Annotated in this window: 26 protein-coding genes and 2 pseudogenes; 7 read left to right on the top strand and 21 right to left on the bottom strand. The window is 61.2% G+C overall.

Annotated features, from left to right (window positions below):
- Positions 1 to 53 precede the first annotated feature (53 nt).
- Entirely contained in the window at positions 54 to 701 is a 648-nt protein-coding gene (locus tag GV818_RS15160; protein ID WP_256679473.1) for a hypothetical protein, read from the top strand.
- Positions 702 to 807: 106 nt separating this feature from the next.
- On the opposite strand, the gene codA is transcribed toward GV818_RS15160, so the two are convergent.
- The 17 genes from codA to GV818_RS15075 form a co-directional block, all read right to left on the bottom strand.
- A complete protein-coding gene (codA, locus tag GV818_RS15155) occupies positions 808 to 2,064 on the bottom strand; it encodes a cytosine deaminase (RefSeq protein ID WP_161757336.1) in 1,257 nt (418 codons plus the stop codon).
- Positions 2,065 to 2,237: 173 nt separating this feature from the next.
- Positions 2,238 to 3,509 (bottom strand): cytosine permease, encoded by a 1,272-nt coding sequence (gene codB / locus GV818_RS15150; RefSeq protein ID WP_161776918.1) that lies wholly within the window; start codon positions 3,507 to 3,509, stop codon positions 2,238 to 2,240.
- A 181-nt stretch (positions 3,510 to 3,690) separates the two neighbouring features.
- Positions 3,691 to 3,888, bottom strand: a complete 198-nt coding sequence (locus tag GV818_RS15145) for a helix-turn-helix transcriptional regulator (RefSeq protein ID WP_161757338.1) — start codon at positions 3,886 to 3,888, stop codon at positions 3,691 to 3,693.
- Entirely contained in the window at positions 3,885 to 4,259 is a 375-nt protein-coding gene (locus tag GV818_RS15140) for a hypothetical protein (protein ID WP_161757339.1), read from the bottom strand. The genes GV818_RS15145 and GV818_RS15140 overlap by 4 nt, the downstream gene beginning before the upstream one ends.
- An 84-nt stretch (positions 4,260 to 4,343) precedes the next feature.
- Positions 4,344 to 4,967 (bottom strand): NUDIX hydrolase, encoded by a 624-nt coding sequence (locus tag GV818_RS15135; RefSeq protein WP_161757340.1) that lies wholly within the window; start codon positions 4,965 to 4,967, stop codon positions 4,344 to 4,346.
- 101 nt (positions 4,968 to 5,068) lie between these two features.
- The gene (locus GV818_RS15130) at positions 5,069 to 6,040 is read right to left on the bottom strand and encodes an oligopeptide/dipeptide ABC transporter ATP-binding protein (RefSeq protein WP_161776917.1); all 972 of its coding nucleotides are present in this window, start codon (positions 6,038 to 6,040) and stop codon (positions 5,069 to 5,071) included.
- On the bottom strand, positions 6,037 to 7,032 hold the full coding sequence (locus GV818_RS15125; RefSeq protein WP_161776916.1) for an ABC transporter ATP-binding protein: 996 nt from the start codon (positions 7,030 to 7,032) through the stop codon (positions 6,037 to 6,039). Before GV818_RS15125 ends, GV818_RS15130 begins: the two co-directional genes overlap by 4 nt.
- Positions 7,029 to 7,928 carry a D,D-dipeptide ABC transporter permease gene (gene ddpC / locus GV818_RS15120; RefSeq protein ID WP_025126397.1) on the bottom strand — a complete coding sequence of 300 codons (900 nt, stop codon included), beginning with the start codon at positions 7,926 to 7,928 and terminating at the stop codon, positions 7,029 to 7,031. The genes GV818_RS15125 and ddpC overlap by 4 nt, the downstream gene beginning before the upstream one ends.
- Before the next feature lies 1 nt (position 7,929).
- Complete coding sequence (locus GV818_RS15115; RefSeq protein WP_161776915.1) at positions 7,930 to 8,946, bottom strand: ABC transporter permease; 1,017 nt, start codon at positions 8,944 to 8,946, stop codon at positions 7,930 to 7,932.
- Positions 8,947 to 9,064: 118 nt separating this feature from the next.
- Complete coding sequence (locus GV818_RS15110; RefSeq protein ID WP_161776914.1) at positions 9,065 to 10,642, bottom strand: ABC transporter substrate-binding protein; 1,578 nt, start codon at positions 10,640 to 10,642, stop codon at positions 9,065 to 9,067.
- A gap of 149 nt (positions 10,643 to 10,791) precedes the next feature.
- Positions 10,792 to 11,349: a D-alanyl-D-alanine dipeptidase gene (gene ddpX / locus GV818_RS15105; RefSeq protein WP_161757346.1), complete on the bottom strand. Its 558-nt coding sequence runs from the start codon at positions 11,347 to 11,349 to the stop codon at positions 10,792 to 10,794.
- Positions 11,350 to 11,381: 32 nt separating this feature from the next.
- Positions 11,382 to 12,236 carry a MurR/RpiR family transcriptional regulator gene (locus GV818_RS15100; RefSeq protein ID WP_178124921.1) on the bottom strand — a complete coding sequence of 285 codons (855 nt, stop codon included), beginning with the start codon at positions 12,234 to 12,236 and terminating at the stop codon, positions 11,382 to 11,384.
- Positions 12,237 to 12,383: 147 nt separating this feature from the next.
- Complete coding sequence (locus tag GV818_RS15095) at positions 12,384 to 12,890, bottom strand: nucleoside 2-deoxyribosyltransferase (protein ID WP_161776913.1); 507 nt, start codon at positions 12,888 to 12,890, stop codon at positions 12,384 to 12,386.
- Between the two features lie 18 nt (positions 12,891 to 12,908).
- Positions 12,909 to 13,361 carry a GNAT family N-acetyltransferase gene (locus GV818_RS15090; RefSeq protein ID WP_161776912.1) on the bottom strand — a complete coding sequence of 151 codons (453 nt, stop codon included), beginning with the start codon at positions 13,359 to 13,361 and terminating at the stop codon, positions 12,909 to 12,911.
- An 83-nt stretch (positions 13,362 to 13,444) separates the two neighbouring features.
- A complete protein-coding gene (queD, locus tag GV818_RS15085) occupies positions 13,445 to 13,801 on the bottom strand; it encodes a 6-carboxytetrahydropterin synthase QueD (protein WP_011062303.1) in 357 nt (118 codons plus the stop codon).
- A gap of 459 nt (positions 13,802 to 14,260) precedes the next feature.
- Positions 14,261 to 14,587 carry a hypothetical protein gene (locus GV818_RS15080; protein WP_161776911.1) on the bottom strand — a complete coding sequence of 109 codons (327 nt, stop codon included), beginning with the start codon at positions 14,585 to 14,587 and terminating at the stop codon, positions 14,261 to 14,263.
- 650 nt (positions 14,588 to 15,237) lie between these two features.
- Positions 15,238 to 16,335 (bottom strand): polyamine ABC transporter substrate-binding protein, encoded by a 1,098-nt coding sequence (locus GV818_RS15075; RefSeq protein WP_161776910.1) that lies wholly within the window; start codon positions 16,333 to 16,335, stop codon positions 15,238 to 15,240.
- 162 nt (positions 16,336 to 16,497) lie between these two features.
- Here GV818_RS15075 and GV818_RS15070 point away from each other — a divergent pair, with 162 nt between their 5' ends.
- On the top strand, positions 16,498 to 17,307 hold the full coding sequence (locus GV818_RS15070) for a response regulator transcription factor (protein ID WP_161776909.1): 810 nt from the start codon (positions 16,498 to 16,500) through the stop codon (positions 17,305 to 17,307).
- Positions 17,308 to 18,111: 804 nt separating this feature from the next.
- Here GV818_RS15070 and GV818_RS15065 read toward each other — a convergent pair.
- Both GV818_RS15065 and GV818_RS15060 read right to left on the bottom strand, forming a co-directional pair.
- Complete coding sequence (locus GV818_RS15065; RefSeq protein WP_161776908.1) at positions 18,112 to 18,777, bottom strand: beta-1,6-N-acetylglucosaminyltransferase; 666 nt, start codon at positions 18,775 to 18,777, stop codon at positions 18,112 to 18,114.
- 117 nt (positions 18,778 to 18,894) lie between these two features.
- Positions 18,895 to 19,974, bottom strand: a complete 1,080-nt coding sequence (locus tag GV818_RS15060; protein WP_161757349.1) for a patatin-like phospholipase family protein — start codon at positions 19,972 to 19,974, stop codon at positions 18,895 to 18,897.
- Between the two features lie 160 nt (positions 19,975 to 20,134).
- Here GV818_RS15060 and GV818_RS15055 point away from each other — a divergent pair, with 160 nt between their 5' ends.
- Genes GV818_RS15055 through GV818_RS15040 form a run of 4 tightly spaced genes read left to right on the top strand, consistent with a single transcriptional unit; the run spans position 20,135 to position 22,735 of the window.
- Positions 20,135 to 20,443: a PepSY domain-containing protein gene (locus GV818_RS15055; protein ID WP_161776907.1), complete on the top strand. Its 309-nt coding sequence runs from the start codon at positions 20,135 to 20,137 to the stop codon at positions 20,441 to 20,443.
- Positions 20,443 to 20,757: a PepSY domain-containing protein gene (locus tag GV818_RS15050; RefSeq protein ID WP_161757351.1), complete on the top strand. Its 315-nt coding sequence runs from the start codon at positions 20,443 to 20,445 to the stop codon at positions 20,755 to 20,757. Before GV818_RS15055 ends, GV818_RS15050 begins: the two co-directional genes overlap by 1 nt.
- Positions 20,757 to 21,425 carry a response regulator transcription factor gene (locus tag GV818_RS15045; RefSeq protein ID WP_161757352.1) on the top strand — a complete coding sequence of 223 codons (669 nt, stop codon included), beginning with the start codon at positions 20,757 to 20,759 and terminating at the stop codon, positions 21,423 to 21,425. The genes GV818_RS15050 and GV818_RS15045 overlap by 1 nt, the downstream gene beginning before the upstream one ends.
- On the top strand, positions 21,422 to 22,735 hold the full coding sequence (locus tag GV818_RS15040) for a sensor histidine kinase (protein ID WP_161776906.1): 1,314 nt from the start codon (positions 21,422 to 21,424) through the stop codon (positions 22,733 to 22,735). The genes GV818_RS15045 and GV818_RS15040 overlap by 4 nt, the downstream gene beginning before the upstream one ends.
- A gap of 66 nt (positions 22,736 to 22,801) precedes the next feature.
- On the opposite strand, the pseudogene GV818_RS35035 reads toward GV818_RS15040, so the two are convergent.
- Positions 22,802 to 23,314, bottom strand: a pseudogene (locus tag GV818_RS35035) (methyl-accepting chemotaxis protein); the annotation flags it as partial.
- Between the two features lie 345 nt (positions 23,315 to 23,659).
- Positions 23,660 to 24,730 (bottom strand): annotated as a pseudogene (locus tag GV818_RS35030) (HAMP domain-containing protein); the annotation flags it as partial.
- A 523-nt stretch (positions 24,731 to 25,253) separates the two neighbouring features.
- Here GV818_RS35030 and GV818_RS15030 point away from each other — a divergent pair.
- Positions 25,254 to 26,570, top strand: coding sequence for a Na+/H+ antiporter family protein (locus tag GV818_RS15030; protein WP_368668914.1), 1,317 nt, complete (start codon positions 25,254 to 25,256; stop codon positions 26,568 to 26,570).
- The last annotated feature ends 43 nt before the right edge of the window (positions 26,571 to 26,613 follow it).

Raw genomic sequence — 26,613 nt, 5'->3', positions numbered from 1 at the left:
TCATCAGCCGATAAAGTACCCATTCAAGGAACGGATTCGACATGCAAAAAGGAATGCCCCGCCGCGCTTTGCTCAAGGGCACGCTGCTGGCCCTGAGCGCTGTGGTTGTCGGCAGTCTCAGCGGTTGCCTGACCCGTAAATTGTACGAAGACCGGGCCAGTGATGAGGTTTATACGGAAACAGTCAACCAGTTCTATATCACGGCGGACGAGAAGAGCTTGGTTATTCTGGGCAAGAAGTACCACTACTTCATGCTGGTCGATCCTGAGCTGCTGAAGGTCATCAAATCAGGCCTGCATGGAAAAATGCAGGCCGAGTTCTTGCCGATCAGCGTCACGTACTGGCAAACCCTGGAGGGCGAATTCATCCTCAGGATTCCCCAGATGGACCAACTTGATGCTAGCCAGATCAATGAGGCCAAGGCCCTGGGTTTCGTTGCTTCGAAGTCGCAGAACGCGCTGCAGCAGCGCTACGCCATTCGCGGCAGTCGTTTTGAGTCCGGGCGGGATATCAGCGCCCATCAGGCCAGCCCGCTGAACAGCACCTACACCCTGCATTTCTCGGCCTATCGCAAGAAGAGCAAGGTCACCCAGGTGCTGCTGACACCGGTCACCGTCACGGCAGACGGCGTATTGACTATCCTCGCCCTGCCGCTGTTGCCGCTGGCGTTCATGGCGGCCCAGCCGTTCAAGGTCAAGTAGACGCCGCCACGGGTTTGCGCAGCGTTCGACTGTTCACCGGGTCGGGCGAGGTGGCGTGCCGGATGGCAGGCGCCTGTCGCCCATCGCCTGCGATAGCCGCTACAAGTCAGTCGCCGATCAGTTGCACCTGGGCCATCTGCCGCTGCATCAGCACCTTGCCGTGGCGGATCGAATACAGCGGCAAGCCCTGGCTGCGGATCATCTCGTAGTCGCTGTCGGCACTGAGGATCAGCAGGTTCGCCGGGCGCCCCTCTTCGATGCCGTAGCCTTCGCCCAGGGCCAGGGCCTTGGCGCTGTTGTCGGTGATCAGGTCCAGGGTGCTCTGCAGGTTGCTGTAGCCGAGCATGTGGCAGATGTGCAGGCCGGCTTCCAATACCCGCAGGATGTTGCCGTTACCCAGGGGATACCAGGGGTCGACGATCGAGTCCTGGCCGAAACAGACATTCATCCCGGCGTCCAGCAGCTCCTTGACTCGGGTCACGCCACGGCGTTTCGGGAAGCTGTCGAAGCGCCCCTGCAGGTGGATGCTTTCGGTGGGGCAGGAGACGAAGCTGATGCCGGAGTGCCCCAGCAGGCGGAACAGCTTGGCGCAGTAGGCATTGTCGTAGGAGCCCATGGCGGTGGTGTGGCTGGCACTGACCCGTGAGCCCATGCCGCGGCTGCGGGCTTCTTCGGCCAGCACTTCGAGAAAGCGCGAGTGCGGGTCGTCGGTTTCGTCGCAATGCACGTCCACCAGGCAACCCGTGCGTTCGGCCAGGTCCATGAGGAACTTCACCGAGCTTACGCCCTGGTCGCGGGTGTACTCGAAGTGCGGAATGCCTCCGACGACATCGGCGCCGAGGCGAATGGCTTCTTCCATCAGCTCGCGGCCGTTGCGGAACGACTCGATGCCTTCCTGGGGGAACGCGACGATCTGCAGGTCGATCAGGTGCCGGGTCTGCTCGCGTACTTCGAGCATGGCCTTGAGCGCGGTGAGGTCGGGGTCGGTGACGTCGATGTGGGTGCGCACGTGCTGGATGCCATGGGCGGCCAGGGCACGGATGGTCTTGTGGGCCCGGGTGCGGGTGTCTTCGGCGGTGATCGTGGCTTTGCGTTCGCCCCAGCACTCGATGCCTTCGAACAGCGTGCCGCTCATGTTCCAGCGCGGCTCGCCGGCGGTCAGGGTGGCGTCCAGGTGAATGTGCGGCTCGACGAAGGGTGGCACCACCAGGTTGCCGCCGGCGTCCAGGTGCTCGGGGCCGAAGGCCGGGACGTTGCTCGGAGCGTCCGGGCCCTGCTGGATGATGCGCGCGATGCGGCCGTTTTCCAGGTGCAGTTGGTGCAGGCCTTCACGGTGACGCAGGCGGGCGTTGGTGATCAGCATCGGGCGGTTCCTCGGGTCGGGCAATCAGCGATTCAGCCGTCGGATCAGGGCCAGGCCCTTGTCCTACGGTCATTGGACTGCCCCCGGGGCCAGCGGCAAAAGGCCGCTGGCCGGGAGGGCAGGGTGTTTCGAGACCGGGCCATGATAGACCCAGAGGGGGCCGGGTGACCAAGTCAGGCCTGGATGTCGGCAGCCAGCGGGGCACGGGCCCCGAGCATCGCGCTCAACAGGATGTAGCTCAGGCCGGCGGCGGCGATGCCCACCAGGGGCGCCACCCAGGGCGAGCAGAAGGCCGCCAGGGTGCCGATGCCGTAGGCGCCCAGCCCAGGCCAGTTCCAGGCCGGTAGCTGGCTGTCGGCCAGGCGTGGGTAGCGGCCGCGCCAGCGATAGAAAAAGTCGGCCATGATCACCCCGCCAATCGGTGGAATCACGGTGCCCAGCAGCACCAGGTAGGGCACCAGCAAATCGTACATGCCGAGCATCGCCAGCAGGGTGCCGATCACCGCGCCCACCAGGGTCACGGTCTTGCGTCGACGGGTGCGCAGCAGGTTGCAGCCGGCCACGGCGAAGTTGTAGATGGTGTTGTCCTGGGTGCTCCAGATGTTCAACAGCAGCATGGCCATGGCCGCCATGGCGAAGCCTTGCAGCAGCAAGACTTCGACCACGTCCGGCTGCTGGTAGACGATGGCGCCGTAGGCACCGATCAGCACCATCAGGCCATTGCCGATAAAGAAACCGATCAGGCTGGCGCTCACCGCCACCCGTGCCGAGCGCGAGAAACGGGTCCAGTTGGTGGCCTGGGTGGCGCCGCTGACAAAGGTGCCGAACACCAGGGTCAGGGCGGTGGACAAGTCCATGCCGGCGCTGGGCGTGAGTGCCAGCAGGTTGTCGAGACCGCCGACCTGGGTGGTCGCCACCCACATCGACAGCATCAGCAGCAGGGCCATGGCCGGCACCGCGATCCACGACAGGATCTCCAGGCCGCGATAGCCGATGTAGGCGGTGGCGCAGAAGGCCATGCCGAACAGCAGCATCAGCCCCAGCACCGCGCCCGAATCCAGTTGGAAGTACTTGCCCAGCACCACCGCCGCGGTGGCGGTGCCCCAGGCGTACCAGCCGATCTGGGTGAAGCCGAGGATCAGGTCGCTGAGCTTGCTGCCCCGTTCACCGAAGCAGAAGCGCCCCATCAGCACCGTGTTCAGCCCGCTCTTGAAGGCGATGTAGCCCAGGCTGGCGGCGTAGATCCCCAGCAGCAGGTTGCCGACGAGGATCACCGCCAGCAGGGTGGTGAAGTCGAACGCCACCCCCAGCTTGCCGCCTGCGAACATGGTGGCGGTGAAAAAGGTGAAGCCCAGCAGCACCATGGCCATGGAGGCCAGGCCCTTGCGGGCGTGCTGCGGAACTTCGCTCAGGGGGTAGTCGTTGCCGGGTTCGTGCTGGGTCATGGGCCTGTCCCTGGTCGGAGTGATGCCACGCTGTTGCAGGCGCCGTGCCAATCCTCGACGGCAAGCTCGGGCGCCCCAGCAGTTATAGCCGATGCCCGTGGGCCTGCCCCGCCAGCAGGCGCTGGCGGGGCAAAAGCGGTGCACGGCCGAGCCGGATTGGCTCACTGCCAGGCGGCCGGGGTCAGTCCTGGTCTGGGCTGAAGATGCTTTCGATGGGCAGTTGGAAGGCCCGGGCGATCTTGAATGCCAGGGGCAGGCTGGGGTCGTAGCGCCCGGTCTCGATGGCGTTCACCGTCTGCCGTGACACCTCCAGCCGAGTGGCCAGCTCGGCCTGGGACCAGCCTTTCAGGGTGCGCAGCTCGCGCAGTTGGTTGTTCATCGGTAGCGCCGCGTGCCGGCCACCGTGGCCAGGGCCCAGACCAGACCCATCACCGGCCACACGTAGAACATCGACAGCCGGGGCAGGCCGGCGGTTTCCAGGAAACCGTAGCTGAAGGTGATCAGCGCAGTGCAGACGAAGGACAGGCCCAGGGCTTCCAGCTGGATGCGCCGGGCCAGTTCGTCCATGCGCCGCAACTGGCGAACCACCGCCAGGGCCATGGCCACCATGGGGATCACCGGCACCAGGGCCAGGGCGATCTTGCCCGGGCCCGGGCTCAGGTCCGCCAGCCAGTGGCTGCTCAGCAGCACGCAGGCGATGTAGGCCAGCAAGGCCAGGCTGAATTCGACGAAGTAGCGTTTACTGCCCATGGGGCGATCTCCTGAAGTAAAGTGTCCTTTACATTAGGTGCGGGTCTTTTCTATGTCAAGGGTGCTTTACATCGGGCACCCTGCTCAGTCGAACAGGGTCACGTTGCGCCGACCTTCGTGGAAGTCGAAGGCTTCCTGGATGTCCCGTTCCACGGTGCGTCCCTGGGACAGCGGCGGCAATTGGTCCGGGGCGAAGAACGCCGCTTCGCTGGTTTCGCTGCCGCCCATTGGACGCTGGTCACCCTGCCGTTCGCAGAGGAAGTACAGCTTGTAGAAGTCCCGGTGATCGGGCTTGTAGGGGCCCTTGGCCTTGTGCCGCAGGCCATACAGCTGGCGCACCGAAACCTGCAGCCCGGCTTCCTCGTGGATTTCCTTGATGATGTTCTGCGCTGCCGACAGGCCGACATCGGCGTAGCCCCCGGGCAGGGCCCAGAGGCCGTCGTGCTGCTCGCGCACCAGCAGGATCTTGCCGTCTTCGATCAGCGCGCCGCGCACTTCCACCATCGGTGTCGAGTAGCGCTGGGCGAAGTCCGAGACCAGTTCGTTGATGCGCTCCAGGGGCACGTTGCCCAGTTGCGCCAGCATCTGGTGGGCGATGTCGGCGATTTCCTGGTAACGCTCGCGGTCGTGCACGTCCTGGCAGAAGTGCAGGCCGGTGGAGGCAATGGCTTGCAGGCGTTTGGCGTGGGTCAGCCAGTGGCTTTCCATGGGTGGGGTTCCTGCAACGTCAGAGAGAAGGCGCTTGTTTTAAGCCCTTGGCGCGCAGGGAGCAAGTACCACGCCGTGGTCGGCGGCGTGGTGCCGGCGCATCAGCCGCCGGCGCCTTGCCGATGGCAGCGCACTTGCTGGGTGGCATCCCCCAGCAGTGGCTGCGGGCGCTCGCAGCCCGGGCCACGGCGGTTGCAGCGGTCGAAGAAAAAGCAGCCGGTGGGCAGCTTGCGGTTGCCCGGCAGTTCGGTGGGCGCCGAGACCTGGCTGTCCGCCAGCGGTGCGCCAAGGCGCGGCACCGCGTCCAGCAGCAGTTGGGTGTAGGGATGGCGCGGCCGTTCCAGCACCTGCTCGGCGCTGCCCAGTTCGACGATCTGCCCCAGGTACATCACCGCCACCCGGTCGGCCATGTGCCGCACCACGGAGACGTTGTGCGAGATGAGCACGAAGGTCAGGCCACGGCTGCGCTGCAGGTCCGCCAGCAGGTTGAGGATCTGCGCCTGCACCGAGATGTCCAGGGCCGAGGTCGGTTCATCGAGGACGATGATGTCCGGGTTCGACGCCAGGGCCCGGGCAATCGCGATGCGCTGGCGCTGGCCACCGGAGAACTGGTGCGGGTAGCGCTCCAGGTATTCGCTGCGGATGCCCACTTGCTCCGCCACCTTGGCAGCGATCTCGCGCATCTGCGTGGCCGGGGTGTGGCCCAGGGCAAACAGCGGCTCGGTGATGATCTTCCAGATCGGCAGGCGCGGGTCGAGGGACGATTGCGGGTCCTGGAACACGATCTGCACGTGGCTGTGGCGCTCGCGGTCGCTGGCGTAGGCCCAGTGCAGGTCGCCGCTGCTGGGGCGGACCAGGCCCATGAGCAGTTGCGCCAGGGTGCTCTTGCCGCAACCGGATTCGCCGACGATGCCCAGGGTTTCCCCGGGGCGCAGTTCCAGGTCGATGCCGTTCAGGGCGTGGGCGAAGGCCCGGGGCCGGCCCAGCCAGTCATTGCTCAGGGGAAAGCGCACCTGCACATCGTTGAGGCGCAGCAGCGGCGCGTTGCCGGCTTGAGGTTGGGTGGCGGTCATTGCGCGGACTCCGGGGCAGACAGCCAGCAAGCGCTCTTGCGTTCCTGGCAGGCGTTGATCGAATGCAGCGGCGGCCGTTCGGCGCAGATCGCCATGGCCTGGCTGCAGCGCTCGCGAAAGGTACAGCCGCGGGGCAGGTGGGCGAGGTTCGGCACTTGCCCGGGAATGGTCAGCAGCGGCGCGCCGGGGGCGACCTGTTCCGGCAGGCCGCTGAGCAGGCCGCGGGTGTAGGGATGCTGCGGGTCGAGCATGACCTGGGCGGTGCTGCCTTGCTCGACCACGGCGCCGGTGTACATCACATAGACCCGGTCGCAGAACTGTGAAACCACCGCCATGTCGTGGGTGATCAGGAGGATCGCGGTGCCCCGTTGCCGGGCCTTCTCGCGTAGCAACAGCAGCACCTGGCGCTGCACGGTGACGTCCAGGGCGGTGGTCGGTTCGTCGGCGATCAACAACTGCGGGTCGCAGGAAAACGCCAGGGCGATCATCACCCGTTGGCGCATGCCACCGGATAGCTCGAAGGGATAGGCCTCGAGTATCTGTTCCGGGTCGGCGATGTGCATGTCCCGCAGCAGGGCAATGGCCTTGGCCCGGGCCTCGGCCTGGCTCACACGCTGGTGGTGGATGATCACGTCGAGCATCTGTCGACCGATGCGCCGGGTCGGGTTGAGGGCGGTCATCGGCTCCTGGAAGATCATCGCCGCATCGCGGCCACGGATCTGCAACAGCTGCTTTTCCGGGGTGCTGAGCATGTCGCGGCCGAGCAGGCTCAGGCTGCCGGAGGTGATGCGGTAGCTGCGCTCGGGCAGCAGTCGCAGGCTGAGCATGGCGGTCACCGATTTGCCCGAGCCGGACTCGCCGACCACGCCGATGATCTCCCCCGGGTTGACGTGCAGCGACACGCCGTTGAGGGCTTGCACGTTGCTGCGGTAGGCGGGGAATTCCAGGCTCAGGTTATCGATAGAGAGGACAGCGGATGCGCTCATGGTCATTTCCCCTGTTGCCGTGGGTCGAGCAGGTCACGAATGCCGTCACCCAGCAGGTTGAAACCGGTGGCGGTGAACAGGATCGCCAGGCCGGGAAAAGTCGAGTACCACCAGTTGTCGAGGATGAAGTTGCGCCCGGTGGCGACCATCGCTCCCCATTCGGCAGTGGGTTGCTGAGCGCCCAGGCCGATGAAACCCAGGGCCGAGGCCATGAGGATGGCGCTGCCGATGTCCAGGCTCAGTTGCACCAGCAGCGGCGGCATGGCGTTGCGCCCCACGTGCCAGCTGACGATGTGCCAGCGGCCGGCGCCGTAGGTTTGGGCTGCCTTGACGTAGCCCATCTGGCGGATGCTCAGGGCCTGGCCCCGTGCCAGGCGCACATAGAACGGAATGCGCACCAGGGTGATCGCCAGCATGGCGTTGAACAGGCTCGGGCCCAGGGCCGCAGCCAGGGCCATGATCAGCACCAGCGACGGCACCGAGAGCATGATGTCCATCAGGCGCATGACCAGGCTGTCGAAGCGCCCGCCGATGATCCCCGACAGGCAGCCCAGCAGGCCCCCGGCCAGGCACGAGGCGAAGGCCACGAACAGGCCCACGCCCACCGACTGCCGGCTGCCGTGGAGCACCCTGCTGAACAGGTCGCGGCCCACTTCGTCGGTGCCGAACCAGTGGCTGGCGCTGGGGGCGGCCAGGCGTTCGGCGAGGTTCAGGGCATTGGGATCATGGCTCGACAGCCAGGGGGCGAAGGCCATGCACAGCAGCACCAGCAGGGTCATGCACAGCCCGGCGATGGTCAGCGGGCTTTGCCGCACGCGGTAGCCCAGGTAGGCCAGGCGCGGGCGCCAGCCGCCGGCCTGGGCCATGGGTTGCGGCAGGGGAATGTTCAAGGGAGCGGACATCTCAACTTACCTCGCCAATGCGCGGATCGATCACTCGGTACAACAGGTCGATCGCCATGTTCAGCAGCACATAAATAAACGACACCAGGATCGCGAAGCCCATCACCGCCGGGAAATCCAGGGACTGGATCGACTTCACCACGTAGGCGCCCATGCCCGGCCAGGCAAATACGGTTTCGGTCAGCACCGCGCCATACAGCAGGTCGCCCAGGGTCAGGCCGAGTACCGTCACCGAGGGGATCAGTGCATTGGGCAGGGCGTGGCGCAGGATCACCGACCAGCGTGACAGGCCATAGGCCCGGGCGGTGCGGATGTAGTCCTCGCCGAGTTGGTCGAGCATCGCCGAGCGGATCTGCCGCGCCACCACCCCGAGGTTGACGAAGCCCAGGGTCACCGCCGGCAGGATCAGGTGCTGCAGGGCATTGAGAAACAGCGGGATATCCCCGGCCAGCAACGCGTCGATCAGGTAGAAGCCCGTGATGGTGCGGGGCGGCTCCAGGCCTTCGTCCAGGCGCCCGCTGCCGGGCAGCCAGCCCAGGTGACCGTAGAACAGCACGATCAGCCCCAGCCCCAGCCAGAACGCCGGGGTGGAAATGCCGGTGACCGCCAGGGTGCGGGCGATCTGATCAATGAAGCGGTTGTGATAGACCGCCGACAGCACCCCCAACGGGACGCCCACCAGCACCGACAGCAGCAGGGCGGCCAGGGCCAACTCCAGGGTCGCCGGGAAGAACGCCTGCAGGTCCTCCAGCACCGGCCGGCTGGTGCGGATCGAGGTGCCGAGGTCGCCGTGCAGCAGGTCGAGAATGTAGCGCCCGTATTGCTGGTACAGCGGCAGGTCCAGGCCCAGTTGGTGGCGGATGTTCTGCACGATCGCATCACTGGCCCGATCGCCGGCGATCAGCCGCGCCGGGTCACCGGGAATCAGGTGCGAGATGGTGAAGGTAATCAGCGAAACCCCGACCACGACCAACAGCAGGCCGAGCAGGCGTTTGCGCAACATATTCAGGAAGGCCATGAGGCAACCTCGTTAACGCTTGACGAACGACAGGGGCGACAGCGGCCCCGCAGCGGCGACACGGCAGTCCGTCGCCAGCCCGGTTCAGGGGCCGGCGACGGGGATCGAAGCGCCAGTCCTACTTGCTGATTTCGGCGATGTTGAACACCTGTTCCAGCATCGGATGGAACACGTAGCCCTTCACCGAATCGCGCATCGGCAGGCTGTAGTTCTTCTGGTAGAGGTAGGCGTAGACGTTGTCCTTGAGGACGATCTTCTGCGCCTTCTGGTACAGCTCGATGCGCTTGGCGGTGTCGTTGGTGGCCGCCGCTTCGCGGATCAGGCTGTCGACTTCGGGGTTGCTGTAGAACGAGCGGTTGCCCGGCAAGCCCTGGAGGCTGGAGTCGAACCAGAAGTTCATGAACATGTAGGGGTCGGCGAAGTCCGGGCTCCAGGAGCCGATGGCCACGTCGTAGTCACCCTTGCCCACCCGTTCACGCATGGTGGCGTTGGCCAGCTTCTCCATCTTCAGGTTGATGCCCAGGGGCGCCAGGCCCGCTTGCAGGGTCAGGCCGATGGATTCCCAGTTGGCGTCCTTGTCCGAGTACAGGTAGGTCAGGTTGCTGATCTTCTGCGGGGCCTTGGCCAGGCTGGCCTTGGCGCCGTCGAGGTTCTGCTGCATCAGCGGCAGGCTCGGGTCGTGGGCCCACATGCCGTCGGGGATCGGCCCGTTCATCAACTTGGCCTGGCCCTTGAGGATGCCGTCGACGATGCCCTTGTAGTCGATGGCCTGGACCAGCGCCTGGCGCGCCTCGACGTTGTTCAGCGGCGCGCGCTGGTTGTTCAGGTACAGGTAGTTGACCCGCAGCGAGGGGAAGGTCTGGATCACGATCCCGGACTTGCCGGCCAGGGTGCCCAGCTGGTCTTCGGGCATGTCCTCGATGATGTCCAGGTCGCCGCGTTCCAGTTGCAGGCGGCGCACCGAGGCCTCGCTGATGATCTTGATCACCACCTTGTTCAGGCTCGGCTTGGTTCCTGCGTAGTAGCTGTTGGGTTCCAGCGTCAGCGACTGGCCCTTCTGCCAGTTGCTCAGGCGGAAGGCCCCGGAGCCGGCGGTGTGGGTCGAGAGGTAGGCGTTGACGTCCTCGCCCTTGCTGGCCACGTCCGGGTTGATGATGCCGCCGCCGTTGTGGGCCAGGGTGTAGAGGAAGGGCGCGTAGGGCTTTTTCAGGGTGAAGCGCACGGTCAGCGGGTCGACCACGGCCACGCTCATGTCATCCGGGAAGGCCCCGGACGGACCCTGCTTGAGCTGCATCAGGCGCTCGAAGGAGAACTTCACCGCGGCGGCGTCCACCGGCTTGCCGTCGTCGAACTTGTTGCCGGGCTTGAGCTTGAAGTCCCAGGTCAGGTTGTCGGCGGAGGTGCTCCAGCTGTCGGCCAGGTCGCCCTGGACTTCGGTGCTGCCCTTGCCGTTCTCGACCTTGTAGGTCACCAGCTTCTGGTAGGCCGGGTAGGTCACGGCCCAGTCGTTGTTGTCGATGGTCACGGCCGGGTCGAGGGTTTGCGGGTCGGCGGCCTTGCCGATCATCAGGGTGTCCTTGGGCGCGGCGGCGCTGGCGGTTTGCCAGGCGCCCAGGCTCAGGGCGGCGCACAGCAGCGACAGCGCGACACGTTGGGACAGGCGTGGATTACGGTGGTTCAGCGGGCTATGGGTCATGCCGGTTTCCTTGATCATTCGATGATTGGAAGTTCGTCAGGTTTTTTATAAAAGCTATAACCGGGCAGTTGGAGCTGAAGCGGTGTTGCGTTGCGACCGGCTTGGGGCAGTGGGCTGCCTGTTGTTGTGGCCGGCTGGGGAACAGGAGATCAGTGTTCGAAGGGCTGGTCGTGCTCCTCGATCAGGGGGAAATCCTCGGCGTTGGGTAGTTCGTAGTGCCACCACTCGGTGGCGATCGCCTCGAAGCCGGCGCTGCGCATGATCCCCAGGAGCATTAGGCGATTGCGCTGCACCTGAGGCGGCAGGTCGCTGTAGAACTGATGCGACTTGGGCTCCATGGCGTCGAACGCGGTGCCCATGTCCAGGGGCTGGCCGCTTTCGTCCAGCAGCGTCAGGTCCACGGCCACGCCGCGGGTGTGGTGCGAGCCCAGTCGTGGGTCACGGACGTAATCCGGGTTTGGCAGGGCTTGCCACAGCAATTGCTGGGCGTAGGCCGGGCGATAGGCGTCGTAGAGGCGCAGGCCCAGGCCGGCCATGCGCGCCAACTGGCTGGCCTTGTACAGGCAGGCCGCGGCGTCCTTGTGCAGTAGGCAGCGGGTGTTGCGGTAGATCACCTGGCCGGCCAGGTTGTCGGCGCTGGCGTACACCAGGTCGATCTCCAGTTGATGCCGCTGGGCGTCGATTTCGACAAGGGGACTGTTGTTCACTCACTCACTCCATCTTGGGTAACGCTTGAAGGTCAGGACTCGAACTGGCCGAAGGCTTCCTGCAACTGCCGGTTCTTCGCCAGGCGCTGGTCCAGGCGTTCGCCGTAACCTTCGGCCACGGCGGAGACCATCAGGTTGAACAGGCAGGTCAGTGGCGCCAGGGAATCCCAGAACTGACCGACGTCGGTCTTCAGTTGCAGCAGGTCCAGCGAATAGTCCCGGGCCCAGGGGCACTGCAGGTCGGTGATCAGCGCCAGGGGCAGGGCATTGGCATTGGCCACTTCGCAGAAAGTCTGAGTGACACTGGAGTAGGCGCGGAAGTCGGAAATGATTGCGTAGGGCTTGGCGAAACCGGAGTTCAAGGTTTCGGCGTAGATACCTGACAGGCCGTCGACGTAATAGACCTTGGGCCGGATGTATTCCAGGTGGCTGTGGAAGGCACTGAGAATGCCCCGGGTCGACTGGATACCGACAATGAACACCGCGTCGGCCTCGACGATCTGCCGCACGATATCGGCGAATGGCTGGCTGCGGGCCAGGCCATAGACGTGCTGGATGGCCTCGATCTCACGATGCATCGAGCGCTCCAGGGCGTCGTCCTGGTGGGTCTCGCTGCGAAACGCGCCAAGCCGGTCGGTGATCAGCCAGGAGGCCGGGGCATCGCCGCGCAGGCCTTGCTTGACCTCGTCCAGGTTGCGATAGCCCAGGGAGCGCAGGAAGCGCCCCACGGAAATTCCCGTGGTGCCGGCTTGCTGGGCGATGCTGTCGGCGGTCTCGAAGGGCAACTGCTGGAGGTTGGCCAACAGGTAGGTGGCGATGCGCTTGCCGGTGGGCGTCAGGCTTGCAAACTGCTGTTCCAGGGTGGCTTGGAAACTGTTCTTGTCCATGACGATCTCGCAAGGCGTTCGCGGAAAATGTTATCTAGATTTCATTTTTGTATTTTGTGTTAGAAACATAACATCGGCTTTCGCGACAAAACAAGGCTTTTGTCCGAGGTGGTCGTTTTCGGTAGAAAGTGACGCTGCTGGCTATCTTCAGCCGCGAGTAGTGGACCTGTTCAGCCACTGCCCGAGGTCGCTGATGGCGGTTTCCACGCGGGTGCTGCGCCCGCTCCAGCTGCAGGCCAGCATCAGGTTGCGCGGCAGGTTGAAATCTTCCACCGCAAAACCCTGGGCGTCGCGCCCGTTGGCGTCATGGGGCACCTGCTGGCGCAGGCTGGCGGGGCCTTCGAAGTAGGCCCACACCGGCTTGCCCAGGGCGACGGCCGCGCCCACTTCAAAGGCGGTGCCGGAATCCGGCTCCAGGCCGCGAAAGTCGTTCAAGTTGGCCAGCAGCGCGTCGCAGTCGCGGATCATCTGCAGGTTCTGCCGGTAGATCCACTGCGCGGTGGCCTCCGGCGAGAGGTCCGGCGGCGCCTGGTTATCCAGGGGAAACAGGCCGTGCAGCCCCTGGGCGCTGCACAGTTGCTTGAGGTACGCGCCATGGGCCAGGGCGTCGGTCCGGAACACGTCGAAGCCGGCGAGGTAGATACGGGGTTGCATGGGGAACTCCTGGTGTGATCAGTCCAGCGCTTTGCTCATGTACACCCGGTGCAGGCCGTGCTCCACCGCGCGATGGGTTTCCACGTAGCCGTGGCGGCCATACAGCGCGATGTTCTCGCTCATGGCCTCGTTGGTGTAGAGGCGCACGCAACTGTGGCCGGCAGCCAGCGCTTGCTGTTCGGCAAAGGCCAGCAATTGCCGGCCATGGCCGCGGCCCTGGGCCTCAGGGCTGACGGCCAGGTTGTCCAGCAGCAGGGCTTCCTGGGCGTCCAGCAGGACAATGAAGCCGGCGATCGCCTGCTGCTCCTTGAGGACCCAGACCTGCTCGGCCAGCACCAGGCAGGAATAGTCTTCCAGCATCGGTGCCGGTTCACGGCCGATCCGCGCGATATAGGGCGCGTAGGCGCTCTTGGCGATGCTTTCGATGGCGGCGAGGTCGGGCAGGGCGGCTGGGCGGATGGTCGACGGCATGGGCGCGAGTGCTCGGACAGCGGCGGGGATGAGCCAATCATAGGCATAAAAAAACCACTCCGTGGAGTGGTTTTCCGGTCGGCTTATTCGCCGCGATAGATGCAGCCACTGGTGCAGGTTTCGTGGATGCGGATCGCACTCAGTTCCGGCAGCAGGGGTTTGAGCTCATTCCAGATCCACTTGGCGAGGACTTCGCTGGTGGGGTTTTCCAGGCCGGGAATGTCGTTCAGGTAGTTGTGGTCCAAGCGCTCGTAGAGCGGCTTGAAGATCGCCTTGATTTCCGAGAAGTCGCGGATCCAGCCGGTATGGGCATCGACCTCGCCGCTGAGGTGGATCGCCACCTTGAACGAGTGGCCATGGAGGCGACCGCATTTGTGGCCTTCGGGCACGAAAGGCAGGCGATGGGCGGATTCGAAGGTAAATTCTTTGAAGATTTCCACGGTATGACCTGTATGGCTTGATATACGGGGTTTTATTGGATTGTCTGTCGCTGATGTACTGAGCAATGGACTGATTGGTTGTTGCTGGGGGGGGGCAGCGGTCATCCACTGCGAGATTGCCGACTGGCGCCCAGCGACTGAGTTGGGACCTATTCTAACCTGTTTTGGGAGGATGCCTTCCTATGGAGACTGGATCGCTTCAGCGACCCATTCGTACCAGGGCTCAACACTTTCACTGCGCCTGAAAGCCTGTCGGTCAGGGCGGTATCGGTTTTCGGTTGGACTGGCTCTCTTGGGGGGCAAGGCGTCGACTTGCACGTAACAGGTGCGCAAATGGGCAGTACAGCAGTGCCCCCTCGGGCAAAAGTCTCAGGCCCGATGACACCGGCACAAGAAATGATGAAATGGCCGGCTGGATTAAGTTCAAAACGGAGCCACCCTCTGTCGAGGCTGGCAAACCTATTTTTGAATAAAAGACATCATGAAGTCCGGGCTGGCATCTTTGGATATCTTTCTTGCAAAGAGCATTTTGCTTTCTTTGATTTTGTCGGAGTCGTTTTCAGCGAGTATTCTTGGGTATTGTGGTTCGCTGCTGAAGTTACTTTGGGTCAGGTTGAACTTGCGCAGGTGGTGGCCAAAGGCGTCGTATTCGTAACGCCAGTGTTCGTTGTCAGGGGGTGTCCAGGCCTGTGAGGCGATTGTCGCTGTTCCAGCGGTATTGCCAGCGCTGGGGGCGAAAGCCGTGGTGGTGGAAGATTTTTTCGGCCAGGCGGCCGCAGGCGTCATAGCGCTAGCGAGTGGCCCCGGACTTGACCACGCGGCCGCCTGCCCATGCCCTTGGGCAATGCCTTACGGCACACTACGAATCGCGTCGGGTGCAAATGGAATGGCAGTGCCACTTAGACCATCGTTGGCAGGCGACATTCGGCAGCATCAAACAAGGCAGTTGGTGCCCTGAGTGTTCTTTTCTGGCCAAGTGCCGCAATGAGCAGAAACGCCGCAAGTATTTGAGGCGTTGATACATGAAAGCTCTATCGAGACTTTTCGAGAGGAGACTTCTTCTGTCTGCAGTGTTTTTTCTGCGCCTCAAGTTTTGGATGATAAGCCGGAGCGCCAGATGGGCGTGCACCGAGAAATCATTAGTTTAATTAACGATTTTCTTATTAGGGTTCTGAAATTCCGTATTTGCGCGAAAGCTCGTCAATACGAGACAACCAGTGCCGATGAATCAGGTGAGATTGTTGGTCGAGTGGAAAAGTTCTTTGAGCTACAATAGCTGTGAACTGCTCATCTAGTCTAATAAGGTGTACCAGTTCCTTGAGGTCTGTCTTTATATCGTTGTAAATGCTCATTGCTCATCCCTGCTTGAATGCAATTAAACTATTCCGATAATTACCAGTAATCTACTTCATAAGGACAGGATTGAAAGTAGCTATTTATATACCGCTCTTGAGTTTTGTCCATAGTCGTGTGCGGAGCCGTTGCAACTTTAGCGGCAATGGCTCAAGGGCAAACAGCGTCGCTATCACTTCTTTGTCTGGATATGCCCCAGGGTTGTCGCGAATTCTTTGTGTGACAAGGGCTGTTGCAGCCTTGTTCGCGTTTGGATAGCCCAAATAGTTTGACGTTTTAGCGATGACTTCTGGTCGCAGAAGATAATTGATCAGAGTTATGCCTTGTGTAGGGTGGGGCGCTTTTTTGAGCAGTACTAGATTTTCAGACCACATCAGGCCACCTTCGTGTGGGATGCTGTAAGCAATCTTGCGACCACTCCTAGTACTCTCATTTGCCTCTTGGGCGTAAATGACACTTCCGGCCCAATCAACAGATAAACAGGTGTTGCCGTTGGCCAGATCTTCGCGAGATTTTGATGAATTAAAGTAGCGAATGTATGGGCGAATTTTCAGTAGAAGCTCTTGGGCTTTTTTATAATCATCCGGTTTTTTGCTGTTGTGGGGTAAACCTAAGTAATGCAAAGCAATCGGAAAAATTTCACTTGGTGAATCGAGCATGGTTACACCGCATTGCTGGAGTTTGCTGATGTTTTCTTCCTTGAAAACGAGATCCCAACTGTCCAGTGGAGCGTTGTCACCCAAGGCGGCCTTGATTTTATCTACGTTATAGCCGATGCCAGTCGTTCCCCACAGGTAGGGTACGGCGTATCGATTTTCAGGGTCGTTGACTTGTAACTTAGCGAGGATTACCGGATCGAGATGCGACCAGTTGCTCAACAGGTTTCGATTCAGCTCCTGTAACACTCCCGCCTTGATGAGACTAGGCAACACATCGGAGGTAACCACAACCACATCGTAACCCGAGTGCCCAACCATTAGCTTACTTTGCATGACCTCCGCACTGTCGAAGGCATCCACGACCACAGCTATACCGGTTTCGCTTTTGAACTCTGTTGGGGTCTCTGGCGCAATGAAGTCGTACCAGTTGTATAAATGCACACTGGACGATCCCAAAGCAGTGCTTGAATATACGCTAAAGAGCGCAGTCTTGATGAGGGAAAAAAGGCTCGAGCGTTTCATAGGCTTCTCCTTGCCGAAACTACTGGTAGACCATCATGGCTACCAAAATCAGGGTCAGGAACAGACGTTGTCTCCTGACTCTGCTATGAGTATGCAGCTTGTTGAAATGATTTAATATAACCACAAGTGGTTAGCACCTGCAGGTTACCGGGAGTGTTAGAGGTGAATCAAGATTTAAAAGAAATTGCTTTGCATCACTCTATCGGAGAAGTGATAGCTGAATTGGATCAGCAGAAATTCTGGAAGGTATTGGTAGACTTTATAAGTGAATATATACCTGTAGATAACTGGGCGGCACTAATATTTAGTGATGGTCGGCCAGATTTTTTATTGTTTTCAGAGGTTGCAAAAAAAACAGATGATCCAGATCCGTTGCTTCATGACTATGCAGCAGGTTTATATTTGCTAGATCCGTTTTATATCAGAAATCGTGACAATCCGCAAAGTGGTTTTTATCAACTATCAGATGTTGCTCCTGATCACTTTCTGAAAACTGAATACTATGATCTTTATTTTACTCATTATATAGGGCTGGATGAAGTGCAGTACAATGTTTTGCTCGATAGTGAAAGGACCTTGTGTCTCTCTCTAGGTAGCAAGAAAAAAGTCAGCGCAGAACATATATCTATACTTAACACGTTTCGACCCTGGGTAATGGCGCTAATGAAGCAGCGCATGTCCTTCGAGCATGAAGTTAGTAAAGTTCCTCTCCAGCAAGCACGATGGAAAGAAAATTTTGATTCCGCTATAACTCGTGGCGGTACTTCACTAACGGCCCGAGAGCTAGATGTTATCCGGCTGGTACTCAGCGGCTCATCCAATAAGAAAGTAGCGGAAAAGCTGTCTATCTCTATTGAGACAGTGAAGATTCATCGTCGACATTCTTATGCAAAACTGAATGTTAAGTCACAGTACGAGCTATTTACACTGTTTCTTAACTCGCAGGCGACAGCTGAGACTACAAAAAATTGACTGGAAACTTCATTGTGCGTTACGTGGATTAGTTCTCAATTTTAAAATCAACTTCGTTGTGGCTGAGGTAGACTTCTCCATAGTCGGAAGCTTCATGCTCGCCTGCTTTTGGGGATGTCTGTATCAAGGGGGCAGAGCCGCCGTTTTTACGGAAGCGTCCCAAACCCAGCAATTAAGGGGTTGTCGGAAAAAGTCAATTTCCAACGTAACTTAACCAATGGCCTCTTTTCAGAGGTTAAAGTGTACGTAAATCATGTGTGGGGGAGGTAGGAACCGGCCATTCACTATGACATGGAACTGGCCTATTCCATTTTCCTCACGCCCCTGTGCGGGGTGTCTGCTTGCGTTTGCCGGCGTATTCGAAGTCGCAAAAGCTCATCTGGCTCATGGGCTGCTCGGATCAGGTGGTGAGGCGTATTTCAGCATGCTTGGGAACTTGATCGGAGATTTCCTAACCCAATCAATATATCTAATGGTATTACTTCTTAGGTTTTTGTTGTTGTAAATTGGATTTTTTACTTGATTTTATTATGCTGTGAAAGAAAGCCTCGTCTGCGCAGATTGATTTTTCGAACATCGATACATACCAGTCATGAGAGGGTATGAAATCCAGTGCATGCTCTACAGAATGTTCTGTCAGTCCGAACCAATTCGTTCCTTTATACATTGTTGGGATTTTTTAAAGATTGTGAAAACAGCTTTTGCTTTTGAATGGGTAGTCTCTTGTGAGGCGATGGGATAGCCTCGGCGCTATGGATTTAACATCGCTATTGCGATTGAAGAAAACCTTGGCGTACTTGTATTTCACCCGTACGTGCGGGTTGATGTAGGTGGTTTTTTATTTTGGTAATGTATGAATTTGTAGTCTGTGTTACTTTTTAAAAGGTCGTTAGAGTAATTGTCTATTTGTATGAAGGTATCATCGCCAGACAGTAAAAATAAATAGTCGTAATGATATTTTCTTGAAGCGGTCATTAGATTGGTGGTGGCCTCTATTTGTGAGGCGCCTCCCCATTTAACATTTGCTCGATCTTCAATTAATACTACATTTTCTTTGTTTAAGATTCGAGGTCCTGAATCGTGGATTTCTTGTCGATATGAATTAATATGATGTTGTCGTGGAGTGATGAAAAGTAATTTACCGTATGTATTAGTGGGTTTGTTACTTGGTGGCAGGTGATTGCCAGTATTTTCTTCATGTGTTCGCTCGAAAAACCAAAACTTGATATTAGGCTTGTATTCGTTCGAAGCAAGCCAGTCAGCGCTGGTCATGCTCCGGCTAATCTTGATTAATGGCGCAGTATTTATGTCAGCCCGGGTTCTGCTGAACGCAGTACAGCCAGGGCCAGCGCGATGGCCGGGAATGATAGCTTTTTCGACCCGCGTTGTAAGGTCATAGGAGGGGCTGCAAGCACTCATTCGTTTGCCGATGAAGCCAGAGCAATGCTCATCGACTGAGGACGCAGCCACTCACCCCGGCCTGCCATCAGGTTGCTTGAGCGGCAACCAGGTCGCCCCACTCCTGCCGCACTCGCCTGCGCAGCTCAAGATAGGCTGCGGTTCATCCCCGATAACCGGGCGCAGTGATCAGAGGCTTTGCAGGTGTTCGCCCAGGCGATTCTGCGCGGCCAGTTCAAGAAACTCGTCGCCCAAGCGCCGGCTTTCGTCCATGGCGTGACGCCAGTACTTTTGTCGGCCCGCGTCGTCGCCCATGAAGCGCTTGAAGTCGTTGCGGTCCGGCAGCTTGCCGTAGGGCAGGCGCGCCAGGTATTCCTTTGACGGTGCCAACAACAGCACGTCGCGCAGGCGTTCGGGGCTGGCCTTGCGCCAGGGCAGGGTCTTGTCGAACCAGCCGGGAATTACCCGGTCGGTGAAGTGCGGGTAGAGCACGATATCGCTGCCGCTGTAGGGCAGGTCCAGGTGATAGTCCAGCAGGCCACCGTCGCGAAAGGTGCCGGCACCAGCTCCCGGCAGCTCGCGTACGCCCTGCATGACCATGGGGATCGAGCCCGAGGCCAGCAGCGCCTGGCGCAGGTTGCCGCGATCCAGGGGGACGAAGCGCGAGGGGAAGTCTTCCAGTGCGTGCAGCGGTGGCGCCAGGCGTGGGTCGTGCAGCACCAGGCGTTCGAAGTGCCGGGACAGGCGGGCGCGGCCCCGCAGGTTGTCGGCGATCACCGAGGACAGGCCCAGGCCCAGGCGTCCGCGATGGTCGTCCGCCAACAGGCCATGGCTCTTCACCACCATGATGTTCAACCGGTAATAGGGGTTGTCGAGGATCGAGGCGTCGCGGCCTTCCAGCAGGTCATCGAGCATGCGCTGGGAGCTCTGGCTGATCTGCGCCATGCTCACGCCCTTGGCGAAACTCTGGGCGTTGTACAGCAGGCCCAGGCGGCGGATGCCTTCGGCGGCGTCCGGCAGGCAGGCACTGGCGAAGCGCCAGGAACCCACCGACGCGCCGATCAGTGAGCGCTCGCGGGGCACCGCGGGCAACCACTCACCGAACAGCGCCAGGTCCAGGCCCTGGATGCCCAGGGCCTTGGGGCCGCCGGCGGCGCCCGGCAAGGTGCCGACTTCGCCAGCGTGCAAGCCTTGGCGGCGGATGCGGGCCAGGGCGCGCGGGCCGGCCTTGAGAGTCAGGGCGGGGAATTTGATATGGATGGCGGTCATACCGGGCTCACTCTTGAATCAGCCGCCGAGTATAGAGAAGCCTGGCGCCGGCGACCGAGTGAAACTGCTGTCAGGTGGATGATGGCGATTCAGTTTCAATTAAGTTGCCTTGGGTATCGTCGGCGTCATCGGCCCTTGGCCACTTGATGGGAGACCTGCGATGAAAACCCTGACTGCACTGTTCGGCGCCAGCCTGATTGCCCTAGTCGCCAGCCAGGCCCAGGCCCGCGACCTGGGCCCCGACGAGGCCCTGAGATTGCGCGACGCTGGTACCATTGTGTCCTTTGAAAAACTCAATGCCACGGCCCTGTCCCGGCATCCTGGGGCGAGCATCAGTGAAACCGAGCTGGAACAAGAGTACGGCAAGTACCTCTACCAGGTTGAGCTGCGCGACCCGCAGGGGTTGGAGTGGGATGTGGAACTGGACGCCGTGAGCGGCCAGGTACTCAAGGATCATCAGGACACCTAATGAACTCGACCTTGCGCGTCGGCAGCCGGGCGGCCCTGGCGTTGTTGCTGTTCTGCTCGCTGGCACCGGCTCGCGACCTGGACCAGGACGAAGCCCTGCGCCTGCGCCAGCAGGGGGTGATCCTGCCCCTGGAACAATTGCTGCAGCAGGCCATGGACCGGTATCCCGGGGCCAAGTTGCTGGAGGCCGAGCTGGAAGAAAAGCACGATGTGTATATTTACGAGGTTGAGCTGTTGACCGTGGACGGTGTGGTCCGCGAGCTGGATCTGGACGCCGCCACCGGGCGCCTGTTGAAAGATGAGGAAGACGATTAATGCGCCTGCTCCTGGTGGAAGACCACGTACCCTTGGCGGACGAACTGCTGGAAGGCTTGAACCGCCAGGGTTATGCGGTGGACTGGCTGGCCGATGGCCGCGATGCCTTGTATCAGGGTGCCAGCGAACCCTATGACCTGATCATTCTCGACCTCGGCCTGCCCGGGGTGCCAGGCCTGGACGTGCTGCGCCAATGGCGTGCCGACGGGCTGGCGACACCGGTGCTGATCCTCACTGCCCGGGGTTCCTGGGCCGAGCGCATCGAAGGCCTCAAGGCCGGTGCCGACGATTACCTGAGCAAGCCGTTCCATCCCGAAGAGCTGCATTTGCGAGTCCAGGCGCTGTTGCGCCGCTCCCACGGCCAGGCCAACCAGCAGACCTTGCGGGCCGCCGGGTTGCACCTGGACGAGGGGCGTCAGTGCGTGGTGCGCGACGGCGAGGACGTGTTGCTGACCGCTGCCGAATTTCGCTTGCTGCGCTACTTCATGCTGCACCCGCAACAGATCCTCTCCAAGAGCCACCTCGCCGAGCACTTGTATGACGGCGAAACCGAGCGCGACTCCAATGTCCTTGAGGTCCACGTCAATCACTTGCGCCGCAAGCTCGGCCGCAGCGTGATCGAAACCCGCCGCGGCCAGGGCTACCTGTTCGGCGGGGTGGCTGCGTGAGGTCGATCCAGCGCCGCCTGAGCCTGGGCCTGGTCAGTGTGCTGGTGGTGGTCGGGCTGGTGTTGGCGCAGACCAGCCTCTGGTTGTTCGAGATGGGCTTGCAACGTTACCTGGAAGCCGGGTTGCGCAACGACAGTGAAAGCCTGCTACTGGCCCTGGTGCGTGGCCCGCAGGGTTTGCAACTGGACGAGCGGCGGTTGTCGCCGGCCTATCAACGACCGTTTTCCGGACATTACTTCCGCATCGACTTTGCCGATGTGCACTGGCGCTCCCGGTCCCTGTGGGACCAGGAATTGCCGCAACTGGATCGCGCCGGCCTGCAGGGCAACCTGCAACTGGGGCCCGAAGGCCAGCAACTGCTGGTGCTGCGCAGTGACTACAAGCGCCTCGGACAGTCGATTTCCATCAGCGTGGCCCAAGACTACACCCCGGTGCGTGAGAGCTTTCAGCGCATGCGCCAGATCGGCCTCGGACTGGGGCTGGCCGGGTTGCTGCTGATTCTGTTGCTGCAGCGGCTGACCGTGCGCCGGGCCTTGCGTCCGCTGGAGACCGCGCGCGAGCAGATCGCCCAGTTGCAGCTGGGCCAGCGCTCCCAGCTGGATGCCCAGGTGCCGCAGGAGCTGGAGCCGCTGGTGGCGCAGATCAACCATTTGCTGGCCCATACCGAGGACAGCCTCAAGCGTTCACGCCATGCCCTGGGCAACCTCGGGCACGCGCTGAAGACGCCGCTGGCGGTGCTGTTGAGCCTGGCATCGGGGCCCAAGCTGGACGGCCATCCCGAGGTGCGCAAGATCCTCCTGGAACAGTTGGAGCAGGTGCAGCAGCGGCTCAATCGCGAGCTCAATCGCGCACGGCTGGCCGGGGATGCCTTGCCCGGGGCGCTGTTCGATTGCGATGTCGAACTGCCGGGGTTGCTGGCCACCTTGAACATGATCCATGGCGAGCACCTGCAGTTGAGCTATCACGCCGCAGCGGGATTGCGCCTGCCCTGGGACCGCGAGGACTTGCTGGAATTGCTGGGCAACCTGCTGGACAACGCCTGCAAATGGGCCGATGCCGAGGTGCGCGTGAGCGTCGAGGAGCGGGCGTCGGGTTTCTGTCTGGCGGTGGAGGACGACGGTCCGGGGATTCCCCAGGAGCGGCGAGCTGAAGTGCTGGGGCGGGGGGCGCGGCTGGATGAGCAGACCGATGGGCACGGCCTGGGCCTGGGCATCGTGCGTGACATTGTCGAGGCCTGGGGCGGCACATTGAGCCTGGAGGACGGTGCGCTGGGCGGCTTGCGGGTGGAAATCGAGCTACCCAGGCGCTAGGCCTGCCGATGGCCGCTCCTGTAGCCGCTGCTGGCGGCTACAGGGACCTGGGTTTCAAGGACGGCGTCAGACGCGGAACTGGTCCATCAGGCTCTGCTGCTGGTTGGCCAGGCTGTTCAAGGACTGGCTGACCCGCGCCGATTCGTTGGCCTGCTCCGACAGCGATTCGGTGACGTCGCGAATGGTCTCGACGTTGTTGTTGATCTCTTCGGCCACCGCGCTCTGTTCTTCGGCGGCGCTGGCGATCTGCAGGTTCATGTCGCTGATCACCGTGACCGCATCGCCAATCTGGCGCAGGGCGGTGACGGCCTGACCGACCTGGTCGACGCTGCCCTGGGCCTGGCGATGGCTGTTGCTCATGGAGCCCACCACGTCCCGGGTGCCGGTTTGCAGTTGTTCGATCACTTGGCGGGTTTCCTCCACCGACTCCTGGGTACGCCGGGCCAGGTTGCGCACTTCATCGGCCACTACCGCGAAACCGCGTCCGGCTTCACCGGCACGGGCGGCTTCGATGGCGGCATTCAGGGCCAGCAGGTTGGTCTGCTCGGCGATCGCGCGAATCACTTCCAGTACCGAGCCGATCTGCTCGCTGTTGGCCGCCAGGCCTTCGACCTGGGTCATCGCGGAGCTCATCTCGGCCGCCAGCAAGTCGATGCTGCGGGTGGTGCGGTCGATCACCGTCAGGCCCTGTTGCGTGGCCTGGTCGGCATCCCGTGCGGCCTGGGCCGCCTGGGCGGCGCTGCGGGCCACGTCCTGGGCGGTGGCACTCATCTCGTGGGAGGCGGTAGCCACCTGGTCGACCTGGCGGTATTGCTGCTCCATGCCGGCACTGGTCTGGGTGGCGATGGCCGATGACTGATCGGCGGTGCCGCGGGCATCCTGCACCGAGCGTTTGACCTCGGCAATGATCGGTTGCAGTTTGTCGAGGAAGCGGTTGAACCAGCCGGCCAGTTGCCCCAGTTCGTCCTGTTTGTCGTAGGCCAGGCGGCGGGTCAGGTCGCCTTCGCCGCTGGCAATGTCTTCAAGCATGGCGGCCACGCCAAGGATCGGTCGGGTCACGCTGCGGGCCATCAGCCACACCAGCAGCAAGCCGACCACCGCGGCCAGCAGGCCCAGGCCCAGTTCGATCAGGGTGCCGCTGCTGTTGCTGGCGTCCAGTTCGTTTTTCAAGGCTTCGGCCGGGCCTACCAGGACTTTTTCCGGTACATCCAGCAGCACGCCCCAGGCTTTGCCGCCGGGGATCGGCGTGAACGGGGCCAATATTTTGAGTTTGCTGTTGCTGTGCAAGCTGTGGGTCTGGGTGCTGCTGGCCAGTTGGCGGATCAGTTCGGCACCGTTGGTGCTGTCGACGCTGTCCAGGCGCTGGCTGAGTTTGCTGGCGTCGGGGCTGTAGCCGGCCAGCAGGCCCACCGGGCTGAGGATGCTGACGTTAGTCTGGCCGGCGTAGAGTTTGCGGCTGGCGTTTTCGCTGACTGCCTGCAGGCTGTTGAGATTGATGTCCACCGACAGCGAGGCGATGACTTTGCCGTCCACCATCAGCGGGAAGACGATGCTGGTCATCAGCACCTTCTGGCCGTCGATGTCATAGAAGTAGGGTTCGATCACGCAAGGCTTGAGGGTGCTGCGCGGGCAGGTGAACCAGGCGTTGGCCGGCTGGCCGCTGGGGCCGGTGCGGGTGTCGCTCATGTCGCTTTCCGGTAGCGACATGGAGGTCAGCTTGCCGGGGGTGGGTTGCGACCAGTACAGGGCGAAGCGGCCTTTCTCATTGCTGCCCAGTTCGCTCTGGCCACTGAACAGCGAGTCCTTGGCGTCCAGGGCGTTGGCCTCGAACACCAGGGACAGGCCCAGCAGGTCGGGGTTGGCCTGCAGCGCCGACTTGACCTGGCGGGTCAGGTCTTCACGCAGGTCGAAGGCGTCGAGAAAGCGCTTCTCGGCCTGTTCGCGCAGGAACAGCACCTGGCGGGAAAAGCCGTGGCCGTATTGATAGGCGTCCATGAACTGCTGACGAATCCCCAGTGCCTGGACTTCACCCTGGGCCTCGATCCGCGACTGAGCGGCTTCGTTGAGCATCTCCATGCTCGAAGCTTTCACCAGCTCGGAACTGTGCTCCATGCGATACAGCGAAAGCCCCACCAACAGCGACACGATGCCCAGCAGACAGAGTCCGGCCAGCAAGGTGATCTTCCATTGAATGGAAAGTTGTCTGAGCGGCATGGAGGCGTCCTTTATTCGATAAATATCTGAGACTTTGCATTGTTACGGCCGACGAACGGTATTCTTTAAACACTTGTTCGAAATAACCCGGCGTTGCTCATTGCACCCTGTCGCCGCTGCCGCAAGGGGCGGGGCAGGGGCAGCGGGCAAAGCGCGCCCGGGTTTTGACAAGCCGGGCCCGCTGCTGCAAAGTGCGCGCCCTCTAACAAGACCCTCTTTTCATTCGATGTCGGCAGTCCGCTGCCTTCCGGTCGGTCACAGGCTTTTGCGCCGTTTTTGCCGGCGCAGTAATGAGGTAACGATGATTAACGCAGTAATTGCCGCGGTTGGCGTGATGTTGGTGCTCAGCCTGTCCCGCGTGCATGTAGTGATCGCCCTGATCATTGGTGCGCTGGTGGGTGGCCTCACCGGTGGCCTGGGGATCGAGGCCACGCTCAAGGCATTCAACAGTGGCCTGGGCGGTGGCGCTACCGTGGCCCTGTCCTATGCCTTGCTCGGTGCCTTTGCCGTGGCCATCGCCAAGTCCGGCCTGGCCCACGCCCTGGCGGACAAGATCCTGTCGCTGGTGGACCGTCAGGACAGCAGCGGCGGTGGGCAGGTCAAATGGTTGCTGATCGGCCTGTTGTGGGTGGTGGCGATTGCTTCGCAGAACATCCTGCCGATCCACATTGCCTTTATTCCGTTGCTGGTGCCGCCACTGTTGTACGTGCTGACCAAGCTGCAACTGGACCGGCGGCTGATCGCCTGCGTCATCACCTTCGGCCTGATCACGCCTTACATGTTCCTGCCGGTGGGTTTCGGCAACATCTTCCTCAATGAGATTCTCCTGGCCAACGTGGCCCGCAGTGGGGTCGATGTCAGTCAGGTCAACGTCACGCATGCCATGGGCATTCCCGCCCTGGGCATGTTGTTCGGCCTGGCGATGGCATTTTTCAGCTACCGCAAGAAGCGGGTCTACGACCTGGGCAAGATCGAGAAGGTCGAGCAGGTGGCGGTGCAATACAACCCGCAGACCCTGCTGGTGGCGGGGCTGGCGATTGTCGCCGCCTTCGTCGTCCAGTTGCTGCTGGACTCGATGATTATCGGGGCTTTGTGCGGCTTCCTGGTTTTTTCGGTGTCGGGCATCGTGCGCTGGCGCGAAACCGACGGCCTGTTTACTGAAGGCATGAAGATGATGGCGATGATCGGCTTCATCATGATCGCCGCCTCAGGCTTTGCCGAAGTGATGAAGGCCACCGGTGAAGTGCAGACCTTGGTCGAAACCTCGGCCGGTTGGATCGGTCACAGCAAGGGCGTGGGTGCGCTGCTGATGCTGCTGGTGGGCCTGCTGGTGACCATGGGCATCGGCTCGTCGTTTTCCACGGTGCCGATCCTGGCGGCGATCTTCGTGCCTTTATGTGTGCAGTTGGGCTTCAGTCCCCTGGCCATTGTCTGCATCGTCGGCACCGCCGGGGCGCTGGGCGATGCGGGCTCGCCCGCCTCGGATTCAACCCTGGGGCCGACCTCGGGGTTGAATATCGACGGCCAGCATCACCATATCTGGGACACCGTGGTCCCGACTTTCCTGCATTACAACCTGCCGCTGCTGGCCTTCGGCTGGGTTGCGGCGATGGTCCTCTGATTATCTCGCTCTCGTAGAAACCTGGGGCTGTTGTAGGAGCGGG

The sequence above is a fragment of the Pseudomonas sp. Fl4BN1 genome, from assembly GCF_009908285.1.
In the GTDB taxonomy this organism is placed as follows: domain Bacteria; phylum Pseudomonadota; class Gammaproteobacteria; order Pseudomonadales; family Pseudomonadaceae; genus Aquipseudomonas.
Note: the sequence above shows the minus strand (reverse complement) of the source record. Positions and strands in the feature narration are given on the sequence as shown.